General features: G+C 64.6%; 12 protein-coding genes and 1 tRNA gene. 9 read left to right on the top strand and 4 right to left on the bottom strand.

The window, feature by feature from the left end; all coding sequences use genetic code 11:
• The first annotated feature begins 24 nt into the window (after positions 1-24).
• Both pcaH and pcaG read left to right on the top strand, forming a co-directional pair.
• Positions 25-759, top strand: a complete 735-nt coding sequence (gene pcaH, locus H7F35_RS07130) for a protocatechuate 3,4-dioxygenase subunit beta (protein ID WP_410010764.1) — start codon at positions 25-27, stop codon at positions 757-759.
• A 16-nt stretch (positions 760-775) separates the two neighbouring features.
• Positions 776-1,384 (top strand): protocatechuate 3,4-dioxygenase subunit alpha, encoded by a 609-nt coding sequence (pcaG, locus tag H7F35_RS07135; protein WP_187112227.1) that lies wholly within the window; start codon positions 776-778, stop codon positions 1,382-1,384.
• Positions 1,385-1,450: 66 nt separating this feature from the next.
• On the opposite strand, the gene H7F35_RS07140 is transcribed toward pcaG, so the two are convergent.
• Positions 1,451-2,143 carry a c-type cytochrome gene (locus H7F35_RS07140; RefSeq protein WP_187112228.1) on the bottom strand — a complete coding sequence of 231 codons (693 nt, stop codon included), beginning with the start codon at positions 2,141-2,143 and terminating at the stop codon, positions 1,451-1,453.
• A gap of 150 nt (positions 2,144-2,293) precedes the next feature.
• Between H7F35_RS07140 and H7F35_RS07145 the strand changes: the two genes are divergently transcribed.
• From H7F35_RS07145 to H7F35_RS07175, 7 genes are all read left to right on the top strand, one after another.
• A complete protein-coding gene (locus H7F35_RS07145) occupies positions 2,294-3,148 on the top strand; it encodes an AAA family ATPase (RefSeq protein ID WP_187112229.1) in 855 nt (284 codons plus the stop codon).
• Positions 3,149-3,152: 4 nt separating this feature from the next.
• Positions 3,153-3,398: a hypothetical protein gene (locus H7F35_RS07150; protein WP_187112230.1), complete on the top strand. Its 246-nt coding sequence runs from the start codon at positions 3,153-3,155 to the stop codon at positions 3,396-3,398.
• A 34-nt stretch (positions 3,399-3,432) separates the two neighbouring features.
• Complete coding sequence (locus tag H7F35_RS07155) at positions 3,433-4,020, top strand: GNAT family N-acetyltransferase (protein WP_187112231.1); 588 nt, start codon at positions 3,433-3,435, stop codon at positions 4,018-4,020.
• A 21-nt stretch (positions 4,021-4,041) separates the two neighbouring features.
• Entirely contained in the window at positions 4,042-5,229 is a 1,188-nt protein-coding gene (locus tag H7F35_RS07160) for a vWA domain-containing protein (protein ID WP_187112232.1), read from the top strand.
• A gap of 70 nt (positions 5,230-5,299) precedes the next feature.
• Complete coding sequence (locus H7F35_RS07165) at positions 5,300-7,246, top strand: autotransporter assembly complex protein TamA (RefSeq protein WP_187112233.1); 1,947 nt, start codon at positions 5,300-5,302, stop codon at positions 7,244-7,246.
• A 15-nt stretch (positions 7,247-7,261) separates the two neighbouring features.
• The gene (locus H7F35_RS07170) at positions 7,262-11,347 is read left to right on the top strand and encodes a translocation/assembly module TamB domain-containing protein (protein WP_187112234.1); all 4,086 of its coding nucleotides are present in this window, start codon (positions 7,262-7,264) and stop codon (positions 11,345-11,347) included.
• 35 nt (positions 11,348-11,382) lie between these two features.
• Positions 11,383-11,457, top strand: a tRNA-Arg gene (locus H7F35_RS07175).
• Between the two features lie 15 nt (positions 11,458-11,472).
• On the opposite strand, the gene H7F35_RS07180 is transcribed toward H7F35_RS07175, so the two are convergent.
• The 3 genes from H7F35_RS07180 to H7F35_RS07190 are packed head-to-tail and all read right to left on the bottom strand — an operon-like array spanning position 11,473 to position 16,005.
• Positions 11,473-11,757 (bottom strand): hypothetical protein, encoded by a 285-nt coding sequence (locus H7F35_RS07180; protein WP_187112235.1) that lies wholly within the window; start codon positions 11,755-11,757, stop codon positions 11,473-11,475.
• 2 nt (positions 11,758-11,759) lie between these two features.
• The gene (locus tag H7F35_RS07185; protein WP_187112236.1) at positions 11,760-12,059 is read right to left on the bottom strand and encodes a hypothetical protein; all 300 of its coding nucleotides are present in this window, start codon (positions 12,057-12,059) and stop codon (positions 11,760-11,762) included.
• A 1-nt stretch (position 12,060) separates the two neighbouring features.
• On the bottom strand, positions 12,061-16,005 hold the full coding sequence (locus tag H7F35_RS07190; protein WP_187112237.1) for an RHS repeat-associated core domain-containing protein: 3,945 nt from the start codon (positions 16,003-16,005) through the stop codon (positions 12,061-12,063).
• Positions 16,006-17,004: the final 999 nt, after the last annotated feature.

Genomic DNA, 17,004 nt, shown 5'->3' on the forward strand with positions numbered 1-17,004 from the left:
GTCCCACGACAGGAGACAACATCGATGTTGACCAAGACCCAGGGCCTGCAAGGCCCGCTCACCACCCTCACCCCGCGCGACTGGGAAGCCCACCCCAGCTATGTCTACCCGGGCTACAAATCCACCGCCAAGCGCGGCCCGCTAAAGCCGCTGATCCCGCTGAAGGCTTCGCTCGGCGAGCTGCAACAGCCGGTGTACGGCCACGACAGCATCGGCGAGTTCGACCATGACCTCACGCGCAACGCGCGCAAGAACGGCGAGCCGCTGGGCGAACGCATGATCCTCACTGGCCAGGTGCTCGACGAGCATCGCCGCCCGGTCGCCAACACGCTGGTCGAACTCTGGCAGGCCAATGCCTCGGGCCGCTACGTGCACAAGGTCGACCAGCACGACGCGCCGCTCGACCCCAACTTCCTCGGCGCGGGCCGCTGCCTGACCGACAGCGAAGGCCGCTACCGCTTCCTCACGATCAAGCCCGGCGCCTACCCCTGGGGCAACCACCCGAACGCATGGCGTCCGCAGCACATCCACCTGTCGCTGTTCGGCCAGAGCTTTGCCAGCCGCCTCGTCACGCAGATGTACTTCCCCGGCGATCCGCTGATGCAGTACGACCCAATGATCACCGGCACACCCGAGCGCTATCGCAACCGGCTGGTTGCCGACTTCAGCCTCGACATCACCGAAGAAGGCTACGCACTGGGCTACCAGTTCGACATGGTGCTGCGCGGCGCCGATGAAACGCCATTCGAGAACCGCTGAGCCAAGGACACACACCATGTTGATGAGCGCACAGGAAGCCGACTTCGGCCAGACCCCTTCCCAGACCGTGGGCCCCTACTTCGCCTATGGCCTCACGGCCACGCAGTACGGCTACGATTTCAACCAGCCCTTCGATGCCGTCGTGGCGCTGGACAACGCCACCGGCCAGCGCATCCGCCTCGAAGGCCAGGTGATCGACGGCGACGGCCATCCGATCGGCGATGCCATGGTCGAGATCAGCCAGCCCGATGGCGAAGGCCGCTATCCGCAAACGCCCGATGAAGCGCGCGCGCTGGGCTTTCGCGCCTTCGGCCGTGTCGGCACGGGCACCGACGCGCAGAACCGCTTCGTGTTCCACACCGTCAAGCCTGGCGCGCAAACGCCGGGCGAAGCACCGCACATCAATGTGATCGTGCTGATGCGCGGCCTGCTGCTGCATGCGTTCACGCGCGTGTACTTCAGCGATGAAGCCGAGGCGAATGCGAAGGACGCGGTGCTCGACAGCGTGCCGGCCGATCGCCGCCACACACTGATCGCGCAGCGCAGCGAACAGGGCGGTGCCATCACCTATCGCTTCGACATCCGCATGCAGGGCGCGGACGAGACGGCCTTCTTCGACGTCTGAAACCGAGGGAAATCCCGGACACAAAAAAGCCCGCATCGTGCGGGCTTTTTGTTGGGAGCGAAACGCTTATTCCGCGCCGTGGTGAATGCGTGACTCCGGCACCGTCTTCAGTTCGCCGGGCAGCGAGCTGATGTAGGTCGCGAGCGTCTTCAGCTCGGCGTTGGTGAACTTCTTGGGTTCGACCTGCTGGCCCATCACCGCGTTCGAGCGGCCCAGGTGCGGGTTGTTCTTGACGCGGTACGACTTGAGCGCAACGAAGAGGTAGTCGGCATGCTGGCCGGCCAGCTTGGGCACGGTGCCGTCGTTCGGCGTGTTGAAGTTGGCGCCGTGGCACTTGGTGCAGCTGTTGTCCTTGTCGCGTGCGATCAGGGCCTGGATGTTCTCCGGCGTGGCCTTGGCCAGCGCGGCCGGTGGTGCATCGCCTTCCTTCACGCCCAGTTGGCTGTAGTAGGCGGCGAGGTCGGCCATGTCCTGCTCGGTGAGCGTGTCGGCGATGGCGCGCATGGTCGGATGCTTGCGGTCACCGCCCTTGTAGGCCGTGAGAGCCGACGTGATGTACGTGGCGCTTTGCCCCGCGATCATGGGCACCTTGTGGATCTCCGGGAAGCTGGCCTGGTAGCCGATGATGCCGTGGCAACCCACGCACATCGCAACCTTCTTGGCCCCGTCCTGGGCCTTGCCCGTGACTTGCTGGGCTTGTGCCGAGAGCGTCACGCAAGCGACAGCAAGGGCAAACATCGTGGTCAACAACTTGTTCATTTTGCGCGCACAATCTCGTGGAGCTACAGTTTTTCGAATCAACATCGATTATATGCAGGGGTCTTCCGGATCCCTGTGCAGGCCAACCCTGAGGCTGCACAACGCGTGTCGAGTGTGTTCTTTTCTCCACCCCCAGCCTCCGTCTCATTCATGAAATTCCAGGGCTCAGACAACTACGTCGCCACACAGGACCTGATGCTCGCGGTCAATGCCGCGATCACCCTCAAGCGTCCGCTGCTCGTCAAGGGCGAGCCGGGCACCGGCAAGACCATGCTGGCCGAGGAAGTGGCGCAATCGCTTGGCCTGCCGCTGCTGCAGTGGCACATCAAGTCGACCACCAAGGCGCAGCAGGGCCTGTATGAATACGACGCCGTGAGCCGCCTGCGCGACTCGCAGTTGAAAGACCTCGACGGCGGCGAACGCGTCAAGGACATCCAGAACTACATCATCAAGGGCGTGCTCTGGCAGGCCTTCACGGCCGACGAGCCGGTAGCGCTGCTGATCGACGAGATCGACAAGGCCGACATCGAATTCCCGAACGACCTGCTGCGCGAAATCGACCGCATGGAGTTCTACTGCTACGAGACGCGCGAGCTCATCCGCGCCAAGCACCGGCCGGTGGTGTTCATCACCTCGAACAACGAGAAGGAACTGCCCGACGCCTTCCTGCGCCGCTGCTTCTTCCACTACATCAAGTTCCCCGATGCCGAGACGATGAAGCACATCGTCGCCGTGCACTTCCCCGGCCTCAAGCAAGAGCTGCTCACGGCCGCGATGAAGACCTTCTACGACGTGCGCAACCTGCCGGGCCTGAAGAAGAAGCCTTCGACCTCCGAACTGCTCGACTGGCTCAAGCTGCTGGTGGCCGAAGACATTCCGCTCGAAGCGCTGCAGAGCAAGGACGAAAAGGTCGCCGTGCCGCCGCTGGTGGGCGCGCTGCTCAAGAACGAACAAGACGTGACGCTGTTCGAGAAGCTCGTCTTCATGCAACGCAACAACCGTTGAGCCCATGAGCCGACAACCACATTCCACCAAACAGCTCATGAAGCTGGGCGTTGCCCAGGCCGTGCTGTTCGTGGTGGGCGCGCTGCTCGGCCGCGGGCTCGGGCTGCTGCTCGGGCTCGACGCTTTCGGCGCCGGCGACTACAGCAAGCGCGAGATCTTCGGCATTGCGCTGGTCGGCCTGGGCGGCGGTGCCGGGGCGCAGGCGGCACGGGTCTGGTACGTGCGCAAGTACGGCGACCCGCGCGGCTGAAGCCGACACAAGCTCGAAGAGAGTGGGACAAAAGATGGCGTTCGTCGAACCTGTCACGCTGAAGGCCCGCGACATCGCGCTGGTGCCCTTGTCGCTCGACCATGAAGAAGGCCTGCGCGCCGCGGCTGCCGACGGCGAGCTGTGGAAACTGCGTGTCACGTCCGTGCCCGAACCGGAGAACACCCGCGCCTACATCGAGACCGCGCTCAAGACCGCCGACCGCTTTGCCTTCGCCGTCACCGAGGCCGCCACGGGCACCGTGCTCGGCAGCACCAGCTTTCACGACATCCTGCCGGGCGTGAAGCGCGTGGAGATCGGCTACACCTGGTACGCCAAACGCTGCCAGCGCACGCACGTCAACACCACCTGCAAGCTGCTCATGCTCGGCCACGCCTTCGACACGCTCGGCTGCAACGTGGTGGGCTGGCGCACCGACAACTTCAACTTCGCCTCGCAGCGCGCCATCGAGCGGCTGGGCGCGAAGAAAGACGGCGTCATCCGCGGCCACGCGATGCGCCGCGACGGCACCATCCGCGACACCGTGATGTACAGCCTGCGCGCGGGCGAATGGCCCGAAGTGAAAGCGCAGCTGCTGTACCTGCTCGACAAGCCGCGCGGCTGAACGAAACACAAGGAGCGCTTCATGCTCATCGACTTCTTCTACACCCTGCGTTCGGCCAAGCTGCCCGTGTCGGTCAAGGAATACCTCACGCTGCTCGAAGCCCTGAAGGCCGACGTGGTGGGGCCCAACTCCGACGGCGCCTACGGCCTGGACGACTTCTACTACCTCTCGCGCACCGCGCTCGTGAAGGACGAGAAGCACTACGACAAATTCGACCGCGCCTTCGCCGCCTACTTCAAGGGCGTCGAGATGCTGACCGACTTCACCAAGGAAGTGCCGCTCGACTGGCTCAAGAAGACGCTGGAGCGCGAATTCACGGCCGAAGAAAAAGCCAAGATCGAGAAGATGGGCTGGGACGAGCTCATGGAAACGCTCAAGAAGCGCTTCGAGGAGCAGAAGGAACGCCACGAGGGCGGCAGCAAGTGGATCGGCACCGGCGGCACCTCGCCCTTCGGCAACGGCGGCTACAACCCGCAGGGCATCCGCATCGGCGGTGCCGGCAAGAACAAGAGCGCCGTGAAGGTGTGGGACCAGCGCGCCTACAAGGACTACGACGACAGCCAGGAACTGGGCACGCGCAACATCAAGGTCGCGCTGCGCCGCCTGCGCAAGTTCGCACGCGAAGGCCATGAGGAAGAGCTGGACCTGGACGACACCATCCACTCGACCGCCGCCAACGCCGGCTACCTCGACATCAAGATGCGGCCCGAGCGCCACAACAACGTCAAGGTGCTGCTGCTGATGGACGTGGGCGGCACGATGGACGAGCACATCCAGCGCGTGGAAGAGCTGTTCTCGGCCGTCAAGACCGAGTTCAAGCACCTGGAGTTCTTCTACTTCCACAACTGCGTGTACGACTTCATGTGGAAGAACAACAAGCGCCGCTTCTCCGAGAAGTTCGCGACCTGGGACATCCTGCGCAAGTACAACAAGGACTACAAGCTCATCTTCGTCGGCGACGCGACCATGAGCCCCTACGAGATCCTGCAGCCCGGCGGCAGTGTCGAGTACAACAACGAAGAGGCCGGTGCCGAGTGGATCCAGCGCCTCACGCACACCTTCCCCAAGTTCGCGTGGATCAACCCCGAGCCCCAGGGCGTGTGGCAGTACCGCCAGAGCATCTCTGTGATGCAGCAGTTGATGTCGAACCGCATGTACCCCCTCACCCTGCGGGGGCTCGAGGAAGCAATGCGCATGTTGTCCAAGTAAGCAAGTAGGACGACGCCCTCTGTCTCCGGCCCCTTCAGGAACCGGTAGGTCTTGCTGTCAGAATCCGCCCATGGTCAGGGTGGTTTCCGTTTTTGCGCCGGCGTGGTTGCCGGCTTTGCTTTTTTCAGGCGTCCTGCTTTTGCAAGGCTGCAGCTTGCTGCCGAAAAAAGACGACACCGAAGGCAAGCCCGTGGCCGGTCTCGTGCGCGCCGGCAATGCCGACAGCACCGCCAAGGACGGCAAAGGCAGCAAGGACGACGACAAGGCCAAGGCCGATCGCCGCGATGCCTTCACCGTCGATGTGCGCGGCCCCGAGGATGTGCGCGACTACCTCACGCTGCATCTCGAAATCCAGCGCTACCGTGAACTCGACGACCTGGGCGCCACCGAGATCTCGCGCCTCATGGTGGCTGCCGAGGGCAATGCCCGCGAACTGCTCGGCACCCTCGGCTACTTCACGCCCACGCTGACGCTCGAACTCAACGAGACACCCGACAGCACCAAGGCCCCGCGCGAGATCGTCATCACGGTCGCGCCCGGCGACATCACCAAGGTGAGCAACGTGCAGATCAGCTACGGCGGTGCCATTGCCGACGATGCGGCTGCCGAAGGCCAGCGCGACACGATCCGCACCGAATGGGCGCTGCGCGCCGGCCAGCCCTTCACCCAGCAGGCCTGGGACAACGCCAAGACCACCGCGCTGCGCAGCCTCACGGCCAAGCGCTTTCCCACGGGCAACATCGAGATCAGCCGCGCCGAGGTCGATGCCGACCGCCATGAGGCCCGCCTGAATGTCACCTACCAGTCGGGCCCGGCCTACAAGTTCGGCCCGCTGGTGCTGCACGGCCTCAAGCGCTACGACCCCGACGGCGCGCGCCGCATCGCCCGCCTGCCCACCGGCACCGACTACGACCAGCAGAAGCTGCTCGATGCCCAGCAGCGCCTGGCCAGCAGCGGCTACTACGACTCGGTGTTCCTCACGCTCGACACCGAGAGCGGCAACCCGCAGTTCGCCCCCGTCACCGCACAACTGCGCGAGGCACCGCTGCAGAAGGTGGTGCTGGGCGCCGGCTTCACCACCGACAACGGCCCGCGCCTGTCGATCGACCACATCCACAACCAGATCCCGCTGCTCGGCTGGCGCGCGGTCTCGCGGCTGTCGGTCGACCGCGACATCAAGTCGCTCGGCACCGAGTGGAACGCGATTCCCGACGACCACGGCTGGCGCTGGTTCGCCGGCAGCGAGATCAAGCGCGAAGAGTCGGGCAGCTACATCGTCGACAGCGGCCGGCTGCGCGGCGGCCGCAACAAGTCGAGCGACCACATCGACCGCAGCTATTTCCTGCAGTACGACTACGCCCAGAACCGCGGCGTCAACGCGCCGCCCTCGGCTTCGGCCGTGACCGCCAACTGGGGCTGGACCGGGCGCTATTTCGACAGCAACTCCGCGCCCTCGCGCGGCTACGGCCTTGCGCTGGAACTGGCCGCGGGCTACACGCTGACCGGCCAGCGCACGCCCTTCACGCGCACCTATGTGCGCTGGCTCGGCGTGCTGCCGCTGGTGCTGGGCTCGTCCGACGACAAGGAAACCCGCGCGCGCAGCAGCCGCCTGCAACTGCGCGCCGAAGCCGGCGCCGTCTCGGCGAAAGACAGCGCACAGATCCCCTCGACGCTGATGTTCCTGACCGGCGGCGACACCACCGTGCGCGGCTACAGCTACAAGCAGATCGGCACCGTGCGCTCGGACGGCCAGACCGTCGCGGGCCGCTACCTCGGCGTGCTGAGCGCGGAATGGCAGCGCCCCTACGTCTACAAGGACAAGCTCACCGATTGGGAAAGTGTGGTGTTCGTCGATGCCGGCGCCGTGGCCGACAAGCCCGGCGAGCTCAAGCCCAAGGTGGGCGTGGGTGTCGGCGCGCGCTGGCGCAGCCCGGTCGGGCCGGTGCAGGCCGACCTGGCCTATGGCGTGGACACGAAGAAGTTCCGCCTGCACTTTCGCCTCGGCTTCACCTTCTGACCCTGCCCCTTACCGATGTCGACCGAACCCGAACCCTCGCCCACGCCTCCTGTCGCCAGGCGCTCGCGCATGCGCCGGGTGATGCGCGCGCTGGCCTGGACGGTGCTCGGCCTGTTCATCGCGGTGCTGCTGCTGGGCGCGGGCGCTTGGTGGTGGCTGGGCTCGAACCAGTCGCTGGCTTTCGCGCTGGCGCAGGCTGCGCAACGGCTGCCCGCAGGCCAGTCGCTCGAAAGCCGCGACGTGACCGGCTCGCTGCGCAGCGGCGGGCACATCGGCTGGCTGAAGTATCAAAGCGAGAGCATCGCCATCGAGGTCGATGACGCCACCATCGGCTGGCAGCTCGCGCCGCTCTTCAAGCGCAAGGTGCAGCTCGGCGAGGTGCACGCAAAGCAGGTGCTGATCGAGCGCCGCGGCCCGCCGAGCGACAAGCCCACCGAGCCACTGGAACAGCTCGCGCTGCCGGTCGAAGTGGAATTGCCGTTTCGCATCGACACCCTGCGCTGGGCCGGCCCACCCGCGCTGGCGGCAACCAACCTCACGGGCAACTACAGCTACAAGGCCGCCGAGCACGCGCTCGAAGTCAAGGGCGTGGACATTGCCGACGGCCACTACAGCGCGCGCGTCAAGCTGCAAGGCCCGGCGCCCATGGCCATCGATGCCGCGCTCGACGGCCGCGTGAAGGCGCCGCTGGCCGAAGACCACAACATCGACGTGCTGGCCGAAGCCACGGTGAAGGGCACGCTGTCGGGCAAGGCGGCGCGTCTGCAGGTCGCGGCCGAACTGAAGCCCGCCGAAGAAAACGCCGACGCGCCGATGGAAGCGAAGTTGCAGGCGCAGATCGCACCCTGGCTGCCGCAACCGGTGATCGACGCCAAGGCCGACCTTCGCAACGTCGACGCCTCCAGCCTGTGGCCCGGCGCGCCCGAAACCCGGCTGACCGGCACCGTCTCGCTCGAACCCGATGCCGACACCGGCCCCGCTGCATGGAAGGCCTCGGCCGACATCCGCAATGCCGTGTCAGGCCCGTGGGACGAAGAGAAGCTGCCGGTCGAACAGGTGCAAGCGCGCGTGGGCTTCGACGGCACGAACTGGACCATTCCCGAAGCCACCGTGCGTGCCGGCGGCGGCCGCATCGATGCCGCAGGCAGTTGGAGCCCGGCTCCCGCGCCCTGGAAGGCACAGGCCACCGTGCGCGGTGTGCGGCCAGCGGCGCTGTACAGCGAACTCTCGGGCGCGCCCGTCAGCGGCCAGCTCAAGGCCCAGCAACGCGAAGACACCATCAGCTTCGACGCCGCACTGCGCGCCGAAGGCGGCGCAGGCGGTGGTACGGGCAGCAAGGCGCTGCCGGGCTTCGCGCTCGACCGCGCACTGGCCCAGGGCCAGTGGAAAGACCAGGTGCTCGACCTGCGCACGCTGCGCATCGAAGCCCAGCGCGCCAGCATCGACGGCAAGCTGCAGGTGCGCGTGGCCGAGCAGGCCGGCAGCGGCAAGCTGAACCTCACACTGCCGGGCGGCGGCGCGCAGCTCGAGGGCCGCATCGCACCGACCACGGGCGGCGGCGAGATCAAGGCCAGCATCGACGATGCCGACACCCTGCAGCGCTGGGTGCAAAGCCTGCCGGGGCTCTCGGGCATGTTCGCGAATGCCAGCGCCAAGGGCTCCGCGAAGCTCGACGCCAGTTGGCAAGGCGGCTGGCAGACCATCCAGCGCCGGCTGCAGAACGCGAATGCGCCGGCGCAGCGCGGCATCACCGAACCCACGCTCAAGGCCGCGCTCGGCGTGCCCCGCCTCGAACTGCACCTGCCGGCCGCAGAGGCCGGCGGCACCGCCACCACGGTGCAACTGCGCGAACTGCGCGCCGACCTCGCGGGCAGCCTTGCGCAAGCCACGCTCACGCTGCAGGGCGAGGCCACCACCGGCACCCAGAAGTTCACCATCGACACGCGCGCCAGCGGCGGCATCGCCGGCAACGACCAATGGCGCGCGGCGCTGGCCAGCCTGCGCCTGCAGGCGCAAGACAGCGCACGCCCCGGCAACCCGTGGGTGGTGGAACTGAGCCGCGAAGTCACCGCCACCGTGCGAACCGGCAGTGGCACGAACGCAGGCCGCCTCGACGTCGAAGCCTCCGCCGCAGCAGCGACGCTGCGCGGTCCGGTGCCCGGCACCGTGCGCATCGACTGGCAGCCGCTGCGCTTCAGCCAGAGCGGTGCGGCGCCCAACCGTGTGTTCCGCCTGCAGTCCAAGGGGCAGATGCAAGGCCTGCCGATGGCATGGGCCGGCGCGCTGGGTGCCAGCTCGACATTGAGCGAACTCGGCATCAGCGGCGACCTGATGTTCGACGGCGACTGGGACATCGACGCCGGCGACACGCTGCGCGCCAAGGCACGGCTCGCGCGCCAGAGCGGCGACATCCGCGTACAGGCCGGCGAAGCTGCGCTGGTCACGCGCATCACGAGCACCGGCACGGGCACCGCCAGCGAACGCACGATGAACTCCGCCACGGCCGCCAACGGCGCCGAAGCGCCCAGCACGCCGGCCGGCCTTCGCAAGGCCGAGCTGCAACTCGATGCGCAAGGCGATGCGGTGCACGCCACCCTTGCATGGGACAGCGAACGCGCCGGCCAGATCAACGCCGACATCAACACCCGCGTGCAGCAGCGCGCGGGCGGCTGGCAATGGGCGGCCGATGCGCCTCTGGGCGGCACCATCAAGGCCACGCTGCCCAACCTGGGCGTGTGGTCGATGCTCGCGCCGCCGGGCTGGCGCATCGCCGGCACGCTCGACGCCAGCGCGGCCCTGTCGGGCAGCCGCGCGGCACCGCGCTGGAACGGCACCCTCGGCGCCGACAAGCTCGCGCTGCGCGCACCGGTCGAAGGGCTCGACCTGCGCGACGGACGCCTGCGCGCCACGCTGACGGGCGAGCGCATCGAGATCACCGAGTTCTCGCTCAAAGGCGGCGCCGGCAGTTCGGCGCGCATCGCCGGCCAGAGCGGCAACCGCAGCACCTCTGCCAGCGAGGCCCGCACCGATGGCGGTTCGCTCTCGGCCAGCGGCGAGATGAGTTGGGGCCCCGCGAGCGGCGCCGCATCGGGCATCCGCATGGCCCTGCAAGGCCAGTTGCGCGCGCTGCGCGTGCTGGTGCGCACCGACCGGCAGGTCACGCTCTCGGGCGACCTGCAGGCCAAGCTGGACAACGGCCAGTTCAGCGTGCGCGGCAAGCTCAAGACCGACCGTGCCGTCATCATCCTGCCCGACGAGACCGCGCCCAGCCTGGGCAGCGACGTGGTCGTGCGCTCGGCCGCCAAGGACCGCGAGGCCGCGGAAGACGCCAAGCGCGAGTCCGCACGCGTCGATGCGCAGGCCGCCAAGCCGCAGACCGCCAAGCCACCGGACATCGTCGTCAACTTCGACCTGGGCGACGACTTCGCGGTGCAGGGCCGCGGCATCACCACCCGGCTCGAAGGCGACCTGGAGATCCGCAGCACCAAGCTGAATGCGCCGCCGCGCATCACCGGCGAAGTCAAGACCGTGAAGGGCCAGTACCGCGCCTACGGCCAGCAGCTCGATGTGGAAACCGGCGTGGCGCGCTTCAACGGCCCCTTCGACAACCCGGCGCTCGACATCCTCGCGATCCGGCCGAACATCTCGCAGCGCGCTGGCGTGCAGATCACGGGCAGCGCGCAATCACCGCGCGTGAAGCTCTATTCCGAGCCATCGCTGTCGGATGCAGAAACGCTGTCATGGGTGATCCTGGGCCGCGCCTCGGCCACCAGCGGCGGCGAGTCGGCCCTGCTGCAGCAGGCCGCGCTGTCGCTGCTGGGCAAGATCGGCGGCAGCGGCACCGGCGGCAGCCTGGCCAGCCGCTTCGGCCTGGACGAACTCGGCTTCAAGGGCCCCGGCAGCGGCGGCGACCTGCGCGAGTCGGCAGTGACCTTGGGCAAGCGGCTGTCGAAGGATTTCTACGTGACCTACGAACGCAGCCTGGGCGGCACCTTCGGCACGATCTTCATCTTCTACGACCTGACACAAAGGCTCACGCTGCGGGGGCAGGCGGGGCAGACCAGCGGGCTGGACCTGATCTATACGGTGAAGTACGACTGACAGGACCGAACTGGTAAAGTCTCGCCCTGCCTTCGGTCCTCGTAGTTCAATGGATAGAACGGGGTCCTCCTAAGACTCAGATACAGGTTCGATTCCTGTCGAGGGCACCAGTAAGCCGTTGATTTTCAACGGCTTTTCTTTTTACTGGGACGGGCGTGGGACAAAACCCAGAGCGAGGACATTCCACGCCGACAGTTGATCGACAGCATCAACAACGTTGCACAGGCGGTCGAGGAGTCCAATGCGTTTGCGCGGAGCATGACCTTGCCAGCGTCGGCTTGACTTCCCTGAAGGTGCTGTAGCTCCACCGCCAGACCGCTTGCCCATCCGCGCTCGTGAGCTTGCGCGGCATGTTCGGGTGATCGCTGCTTGGCAGCCAGCGTGCCATTGCCGTCAACAATGCCGCTCATACCTATTTGTCTTTGTCTTCAGGTAGCCCAATTGCGTCAAGAACAACAGGGAAATCTTTTCGCAGGGACTCCAAATGATACGAAATATGCTGAATCAAATTAACGTCAATATTGATTAACAGCGTCTCGAGCTCGTCTTGACTCAATGACTCGAATTTCTCACTTTCAATTGTGTCGACAAACCACTTGCATGCTTCAAATATGTCAGAAAGGTCCACAAAAATTCTGCCAGACAAATTTTCATCAAGCGAATATTTGTCTAGCTCTTTTTTCACCACACCCAATAAATTATTCTTTTCCATATTATTTTCCATTAGGAAGCCGAAGCCTCAATCTCGCAACCTCATCCTCCCATACTTTTATTTCGTTTTTCCAATGGTTCGCCGCGTTGCATTCAGGCTCTTGATCTAACTTTTGTTTGTGCTCTTCAATATTTCTCTCCAAGCTTTCTATTCTCTTGCGAATCTGTTTATTATTTTGGGCAAAAACAATTGAATCCAACCAATCACCCGTCGCGACTCCGGCGGAATTGCCCAGCTTTCCGCCGATAAGAGCTCCGGGCACTCCACCGCCAGCAGGGAAAAGCGCCTCTCCCACAATAGCTCCGCCAATCCGACCACCCCAAGCGCCTGCGACCCCAAGACCTGTCCCTAAGGCGCTGAGCCCGCTCGGATCGCTGTAACTCAGCGGGTTCGCATCCACATACCCGAACCGATTCCACCCGCCGTCCAAGCCAATCGGATCGCCTTGCGTGTATCGGCCAGTGATGGGGCTGTAGGTCCGGTACCCGTTGTAGAACAACCCGGACTCCTCATCCGCATACTGCCCCGGATACCTCAGGTTGAACTTCACCTCGGAGAGGTTGGTCGTGCCCGGATTCGGTGTCGTCTCCGGATTGGCGAAGCGATTCCTCGCCAGCGTCGGCTTGTCTTCCCCGAACGCGCTGTAGCTCCACTGCCAGACCGCTTGACCACTTGCATCGGTGAGCTTGCGCGGCGTGTTCAGGTGATCGCTGTGTACCGCATACGTGGCGCCATTGATTACTGCCGCAATCGGCATCGGCCCGTTGGCCGTGGGCAGGTAGATGTACTGGCTCTGCCCCGCACTGTTCGTACCCCCGCTGCCCACCTCTGCGAGCAGCGTGCCCTGCTCGTCGTAGACATACGCATAGCCCAACTGCTCAGCCTGGCTGGTCGACGGGCTCCACAGCTTGGTGAAGAACGCAATCAGGCTCTGCATGAACCCGGGATCGGCCGCATTGCCCTGGCTCGGCGGATACAGCGGCTCGGTCTTGAACACCCGCTGCCCCAGCGCGTTGTGCGCGTAGCGCGTGGTCGGGCTGACATCGGTAGCGCCTGTGGTCGATGCACCGAGGCGCCCTTCGGCGTCATAGGTGTAGCTGCGCAGGCCATCGCTCACGAGGTCGCCGTTTGCGTTGTAGCCATAGGTGACGCTGGTGTTGCTCGCGCCGTTGATGCTCTGGGTGAAGCCCGTCAGTTGGTTGCTCGACGCGCCCACCGTGTAGGTGCGGCTGGTGCTCAGGCCGTTGACGGCCCGGGTGCTGCTGTTCCGGTTGCCGTTGGCGTCGTAGCCGAAGCCTGCGGTGTTGCCCGTGGCATTGAAGCTCACGATGCGCCCGACATTGTTGTAGCCCACGCTCCATGTCTGCGGCGCCAGCGAGATGGTGCTGTGCGTGGGGTCCGTGTCGCCGGGCTGGTACAGGTTCTGCGTCAGGCTCGTGATGCGGCCTGCGGCGTCGTAGACGTAGCTGCTGAACTCGGTGGAGGTCAGACGGCCAGCAGTGTCATAAGCCCGGCTGGCGGCCACGGCGGGGTTTGCAAACGCCCAGGTCCATGCCGTGGGCTGGCCCAGCGGGTTCCAGGCGATGCCGGTGACGAGGGGATTGCCGTTCCAGTTCAGGCCCGCAAGGCGGCCGGTGGCGTCGTACAGGTGGGTGAGCGTGGCGCCGTTGGGGTCGCCGATGCTCGCCAGCGTGCCGTTGGCGTTGTAGCCGTAGCTGACCTGCTGCACGCTGCCGTTGATCAGCGTCTGCTTCTTGAGGGTGACACGGCCGAAGGCATCGCGGGTGTACTCGGTGGTGCCGCTGCGGTCCACGATCTCGGACAGATAGCCCTTGCTGTTGGCCGTGAGGTCGTAGCGCAGGGTGGTGGTCTTGCCGTCGGCGAAGACCAGGCTTGTGGGGCGGCCCAATGCATCGCGGGTGATTGTTGTGGCCTGGCCCAGGGCGTCGGTGATCTGGCTGGGCAGGCCCAGGTTGTCGTACTGGGTGCTGGCGCTGCCCACGTCGGCGCTGGCTTCGGTGGTGGCGTTGCCTTGGGCGTCTCGGGTGTAGGTGGTGCTGACGCCCTTGAAGTCCTTGGCTTCGGTGACGGCATCGAGGGCATTCCAACTCAGGTAGGCGTTCTGGCTCGCAGGGTCGTTGATCTTCACGACGCGTCTCAGACCGTCGCGGCTCAGGTCGGTACTCGGATTTGCGCCACTCACAATTCTGTTCAGTTCGCCATTGCCGTCATAGCCGAAGGAACTGGTCTGATTCGGGCCTTCAGTCTTGGCGCTCAGGCGGTTGATGTTGTTGATCGTGCGGGCGGTGTTCCACGCCACGGTGCCCGCGCTGTCTTTGATCTGCTCGGTGGTGCGGTTGCCCATGCCATCGAGGGTGTAGGTGCCGCTCTCGCCTCGCTTGTTGCTCCAGCCGATCAGGCGGTGGGCTGGGTCGTAGGTGTAGGTCAGGACGAGCCCTGTAGGCAGTGTGATCGTCTCGACGGTGCCGTAGGGCTTGTAGGTGAGCGTGGTGGTCTGGCCGCCGACGGATTGGGTCAGCAAGCGGTCACGGGCGTCATAGGTATAGGCAGTGACAAGGCCATTGGGGGCGGTACTGCTGACGATGCGATTGGAGGTGTCGTAGCTGTAGCTGGTGACGTGGCTCAGAGCGTTGGTAGACGTCAGGACGTTGCCGAGGAGGTCATAGGTGTAGCTGGTGACTGCGCCGTTGGGCTCCGTCTGGGTACTTACCAAGCCTCGGGGGGTGTAGGTCCACTGCCAGAGCTGGGCTTTGTTGGTGGCCGTATCGGTGACGGTCTTCGACAGCGTGTTGCCCAGCGTGTCGTAGGTGTAGGCAGTAGTGCGGCCGGCCTCGGTCACGAGCGCGGGCAACGCAAAAGTTGCATGCCATTGAGTGGCCACCGTCCGCGCATCGGGCGTACCTGAGGCGTAGACCACGGTCGTGGGCAGGCGGCGGGCGACATCCCATGTCGTCGTGCTGATCGCCCCCTTGAAGTCGGTCTCCTTGGTGATCAGGCCATTGGCATCTTGTACACGGCTGGCAGCATCGCTCTTGCCTTCGCCTGAGGGCAATGAGCCTCCAGTGACGGCGAGCTTGCCCAGCGTGGTGCCATAGCTGTAGTTGCGGCTCGTGCCCAACGGATCAACTACCGTGGCAGCACCCGCCGATGAGTAACTGACTTGATACTTATCGACGGAGCCCGCGAGTTGGGTGCTGATTGCACGGCCTGAGTTGTCATATGCGAACGTGCCCCAGCGAACACCAGCCTCATCAAAGATGCCGGTCAGCCCCTGGGGAAACGAAGTGTTCTCGTAGACAAAACTTCGGGACTTTCCGTCGGGGTACAGAACAGAGGACAGGCGGCCCGTGCTGTCGTAGGCGTAAGCGATGACACGCGCATCGGGTGTCGTGACAGAAGCCAACTGCCCCGCGCTGTTGTACGCAAACACGAGGGTTCGACCGAAGCCATTCGTGACTGAGGCCAGTTGGCCGGCACCGTTGTAGGTATAGGCGGTGGCCCAACCGTTGCGGTTTGCTTCGGTCTGCAGCTTGCCCGAGCCGTCGAAGCTGAGCGTGGTGTCGTCGTCGGTGCGGTGGTAGGTCCAGGCGCCAGAGGACTGCTGCACCAGTGTGTCGGCGCTGTTGCTCGCGGTCCAGGTGGTGGCGCCTGCCGGCTTGCCAAAGGTCCGAACATAGCCCTCGCCGGTGGTGATGGCTACGCCCAGCGGAGCAGTGGCAGGCGTGGCAACAAGTCTCGTGCTGAAGTTATGCGACCAGACTTGGCCGAGTGGGTTGCTCGCCCGGGTCGAATCACCTGCCCAGTTGCTGCGATAGGTGCGCGTGAAGGACAAGGCCTCGGGGCCGGAGTCGGACCAATCGGTTTCGGAGCGGTATTTCTCGGCAGTCGCAGGGAGGATGGGGCGACCAGCTTCAGCACCAGCCATACACATCAACGGCTGAGGGGCGGCTGGAATGCACGCAGTACTTGTCGCGTCTTCTTGAGTTTTGAGGTCACAGACGCAAAAAGTCCCAAGTAACGAACTATTGGCTGGGCAAACAATCCCAACTTCGCTCGCATTGGCACTACCTGCGTTAATCTCGGCACCCGTCGAAGGACTCGTAGAAAACACTCTGCACCAGGCGGGCAAATCAAACTGGACCCTCGGATTCAACCACCCGTCCTTTTTCGCATGAGCAATCCCGGCAGGTGCGGCAGCGTCGCAAGCTGCACTGGCAGTCACTCCAAAATGTGCTTCACTGAAGCCCGCGCTCTCCCAGTTCCATGTCAATCGCCATTGCGAAATCGGCGAAATTAACGCGTGCGATGCCACAGCAAACAGTAGCGACGACGCGATCACAACTATTCGGAAAGCCTGCGCTAGTTTCCTATTGAAACCGTGCACCGTCAGCGAAATCACCTTAGGACTCTCGTCAGTTCTCCAACGCGTTTCAGGCCCGCTCATCGCAATCCCCCCTCGTACTTTCTCGTTTGCGTTCTTGCATATCCACAGCCAACTCTTAGCTGTCGTGACTCGCAGTGTGTTTTTGAACGGTCAATCACCCCCTCAGGTGACGCGCACTGCCACGCAGCGCACTCCGTACAAGTTGTTTCAGATTAGCCGAGCGGCCATTGGCAACCAAGGTCAATTTGACGAAGTTAGGGCCGGCACAAGCATGTTGAATGGGAAAGTACGCAGTGATTGCGCCTTGCGTTGTTGCTCAACGACAAGAGCGGCGCATGCGAACGACCGGGCCAAACGCACTGCGGCCATTGGTCAGTGGAGCCTTGTCCACAGCCGCAACGCACGCCTGCGGCAGCCCAGTGATTCGGGTGCATAGCCCAATCTTTCGGGCGAACCGGCGAACAAGCATGGTCTGAGAACGGACCACAAGCAGACAGCATTTGCTGATAACAGCGGAACAACGGCGGGAAACGAGACCGG

This window comes from Variovorax sp. PAMC26660 (genome assembly GCF_014302995.1).
Taxonomy (GTDB): Bacteria; Pseudomonadota; Gammaproteobacteria; order Burkholderiales; family Burkholderiaceae_C; genus Variovorax.

Excerpts from the sequence above, each read along its gene's own strand:
- pcaH (WP_410010764.1), top strand. The coding sequence starts at position 25 with ATGTTGACCAAGACCCAGGGCCTGCAAGGCCCGCTCACCACCCTCACC.
- pcaG (WP_187112227.1), top strand. The coding sequence starts at position 776 with ATGTTGATGAGCGCACAGGAAGCCGACTTCGGCCAGACCCCTTCCCAG.
- H7F35_RS07140 (WP_187112228.1), bottom strand. The coding sequence starts at position 2,143 with ATGAACAAGTTGTTGACCACGATGTTTGCCCTTGCTGTCGCTTGCGTG.
- H7F35_RS07145 (WP_187112229.1), top strand. The coding sequence starts at position 2,294 with ATGAAATTCCAGGGCTCAGACAACTACGTCGCCACACAGGACCTGATG.
- H7F35_RS07150 (WP_187112230.1), top strand. The coding sequence starts at position 3,153 with ATGAGCCGACAACCACATTCCACCAAACAGCTCATGAAGCTGGGCGTT.
- H7F35_RS07155 (WP_187112231.1), top strand. The coding sequence starts at position 3,433 with ATGGCGTTCGTCGAACCTGTCACGCTGAAGGCCCGCGACATCGCGCTG.
- H7F35_RS07160 (WP_187112232.1), top strand. The coding sequence starts at position 4,042 with ATGCTCATCGACTTCTTCTACACCCTGCGTTCGGCCAAGCTGCCCGTG.
- H7F35_RS07165 (WP_187112233.1), top strand. The coding sequence starts at position 5,300 with ATGGTCAGGGTGGTTTCCGTTTTTGCGCCGGCGTGGTTGCCGGCTTTG.
- H7F35_RS07170 (WP_187112234.1), top strand. The coding sequence starts at position 7,262 with ATGTCGACCGAACCCGAACCCTCGCCCACGCCTCCTGTCGCCAGGCGC.
- H7F35_RS07180 (WP_187112235.1), bottom strand. The coding sequence starts at position 11,757 with ATGAGCGGCATTGTTGACGGCAATGGCACGCTGGCTGCCAAGCAGCGA.
- H7F35_RS07185 (WP_187112236.1), bottom strand. The coding sequence starts at position 12,059 with ATGGAAAAGAATAATTTATTGGGTGTGGTGAAAAAAGAGCTAGACAAA.
- H7F35_RS07190 (WP_187112237.1), bottom strand. The coding sequence starts at position 16,005 with ATGGCTGGTGCTGAAGCTGGTCGCCCCATCCTCCCTGCGACTGCCGAG.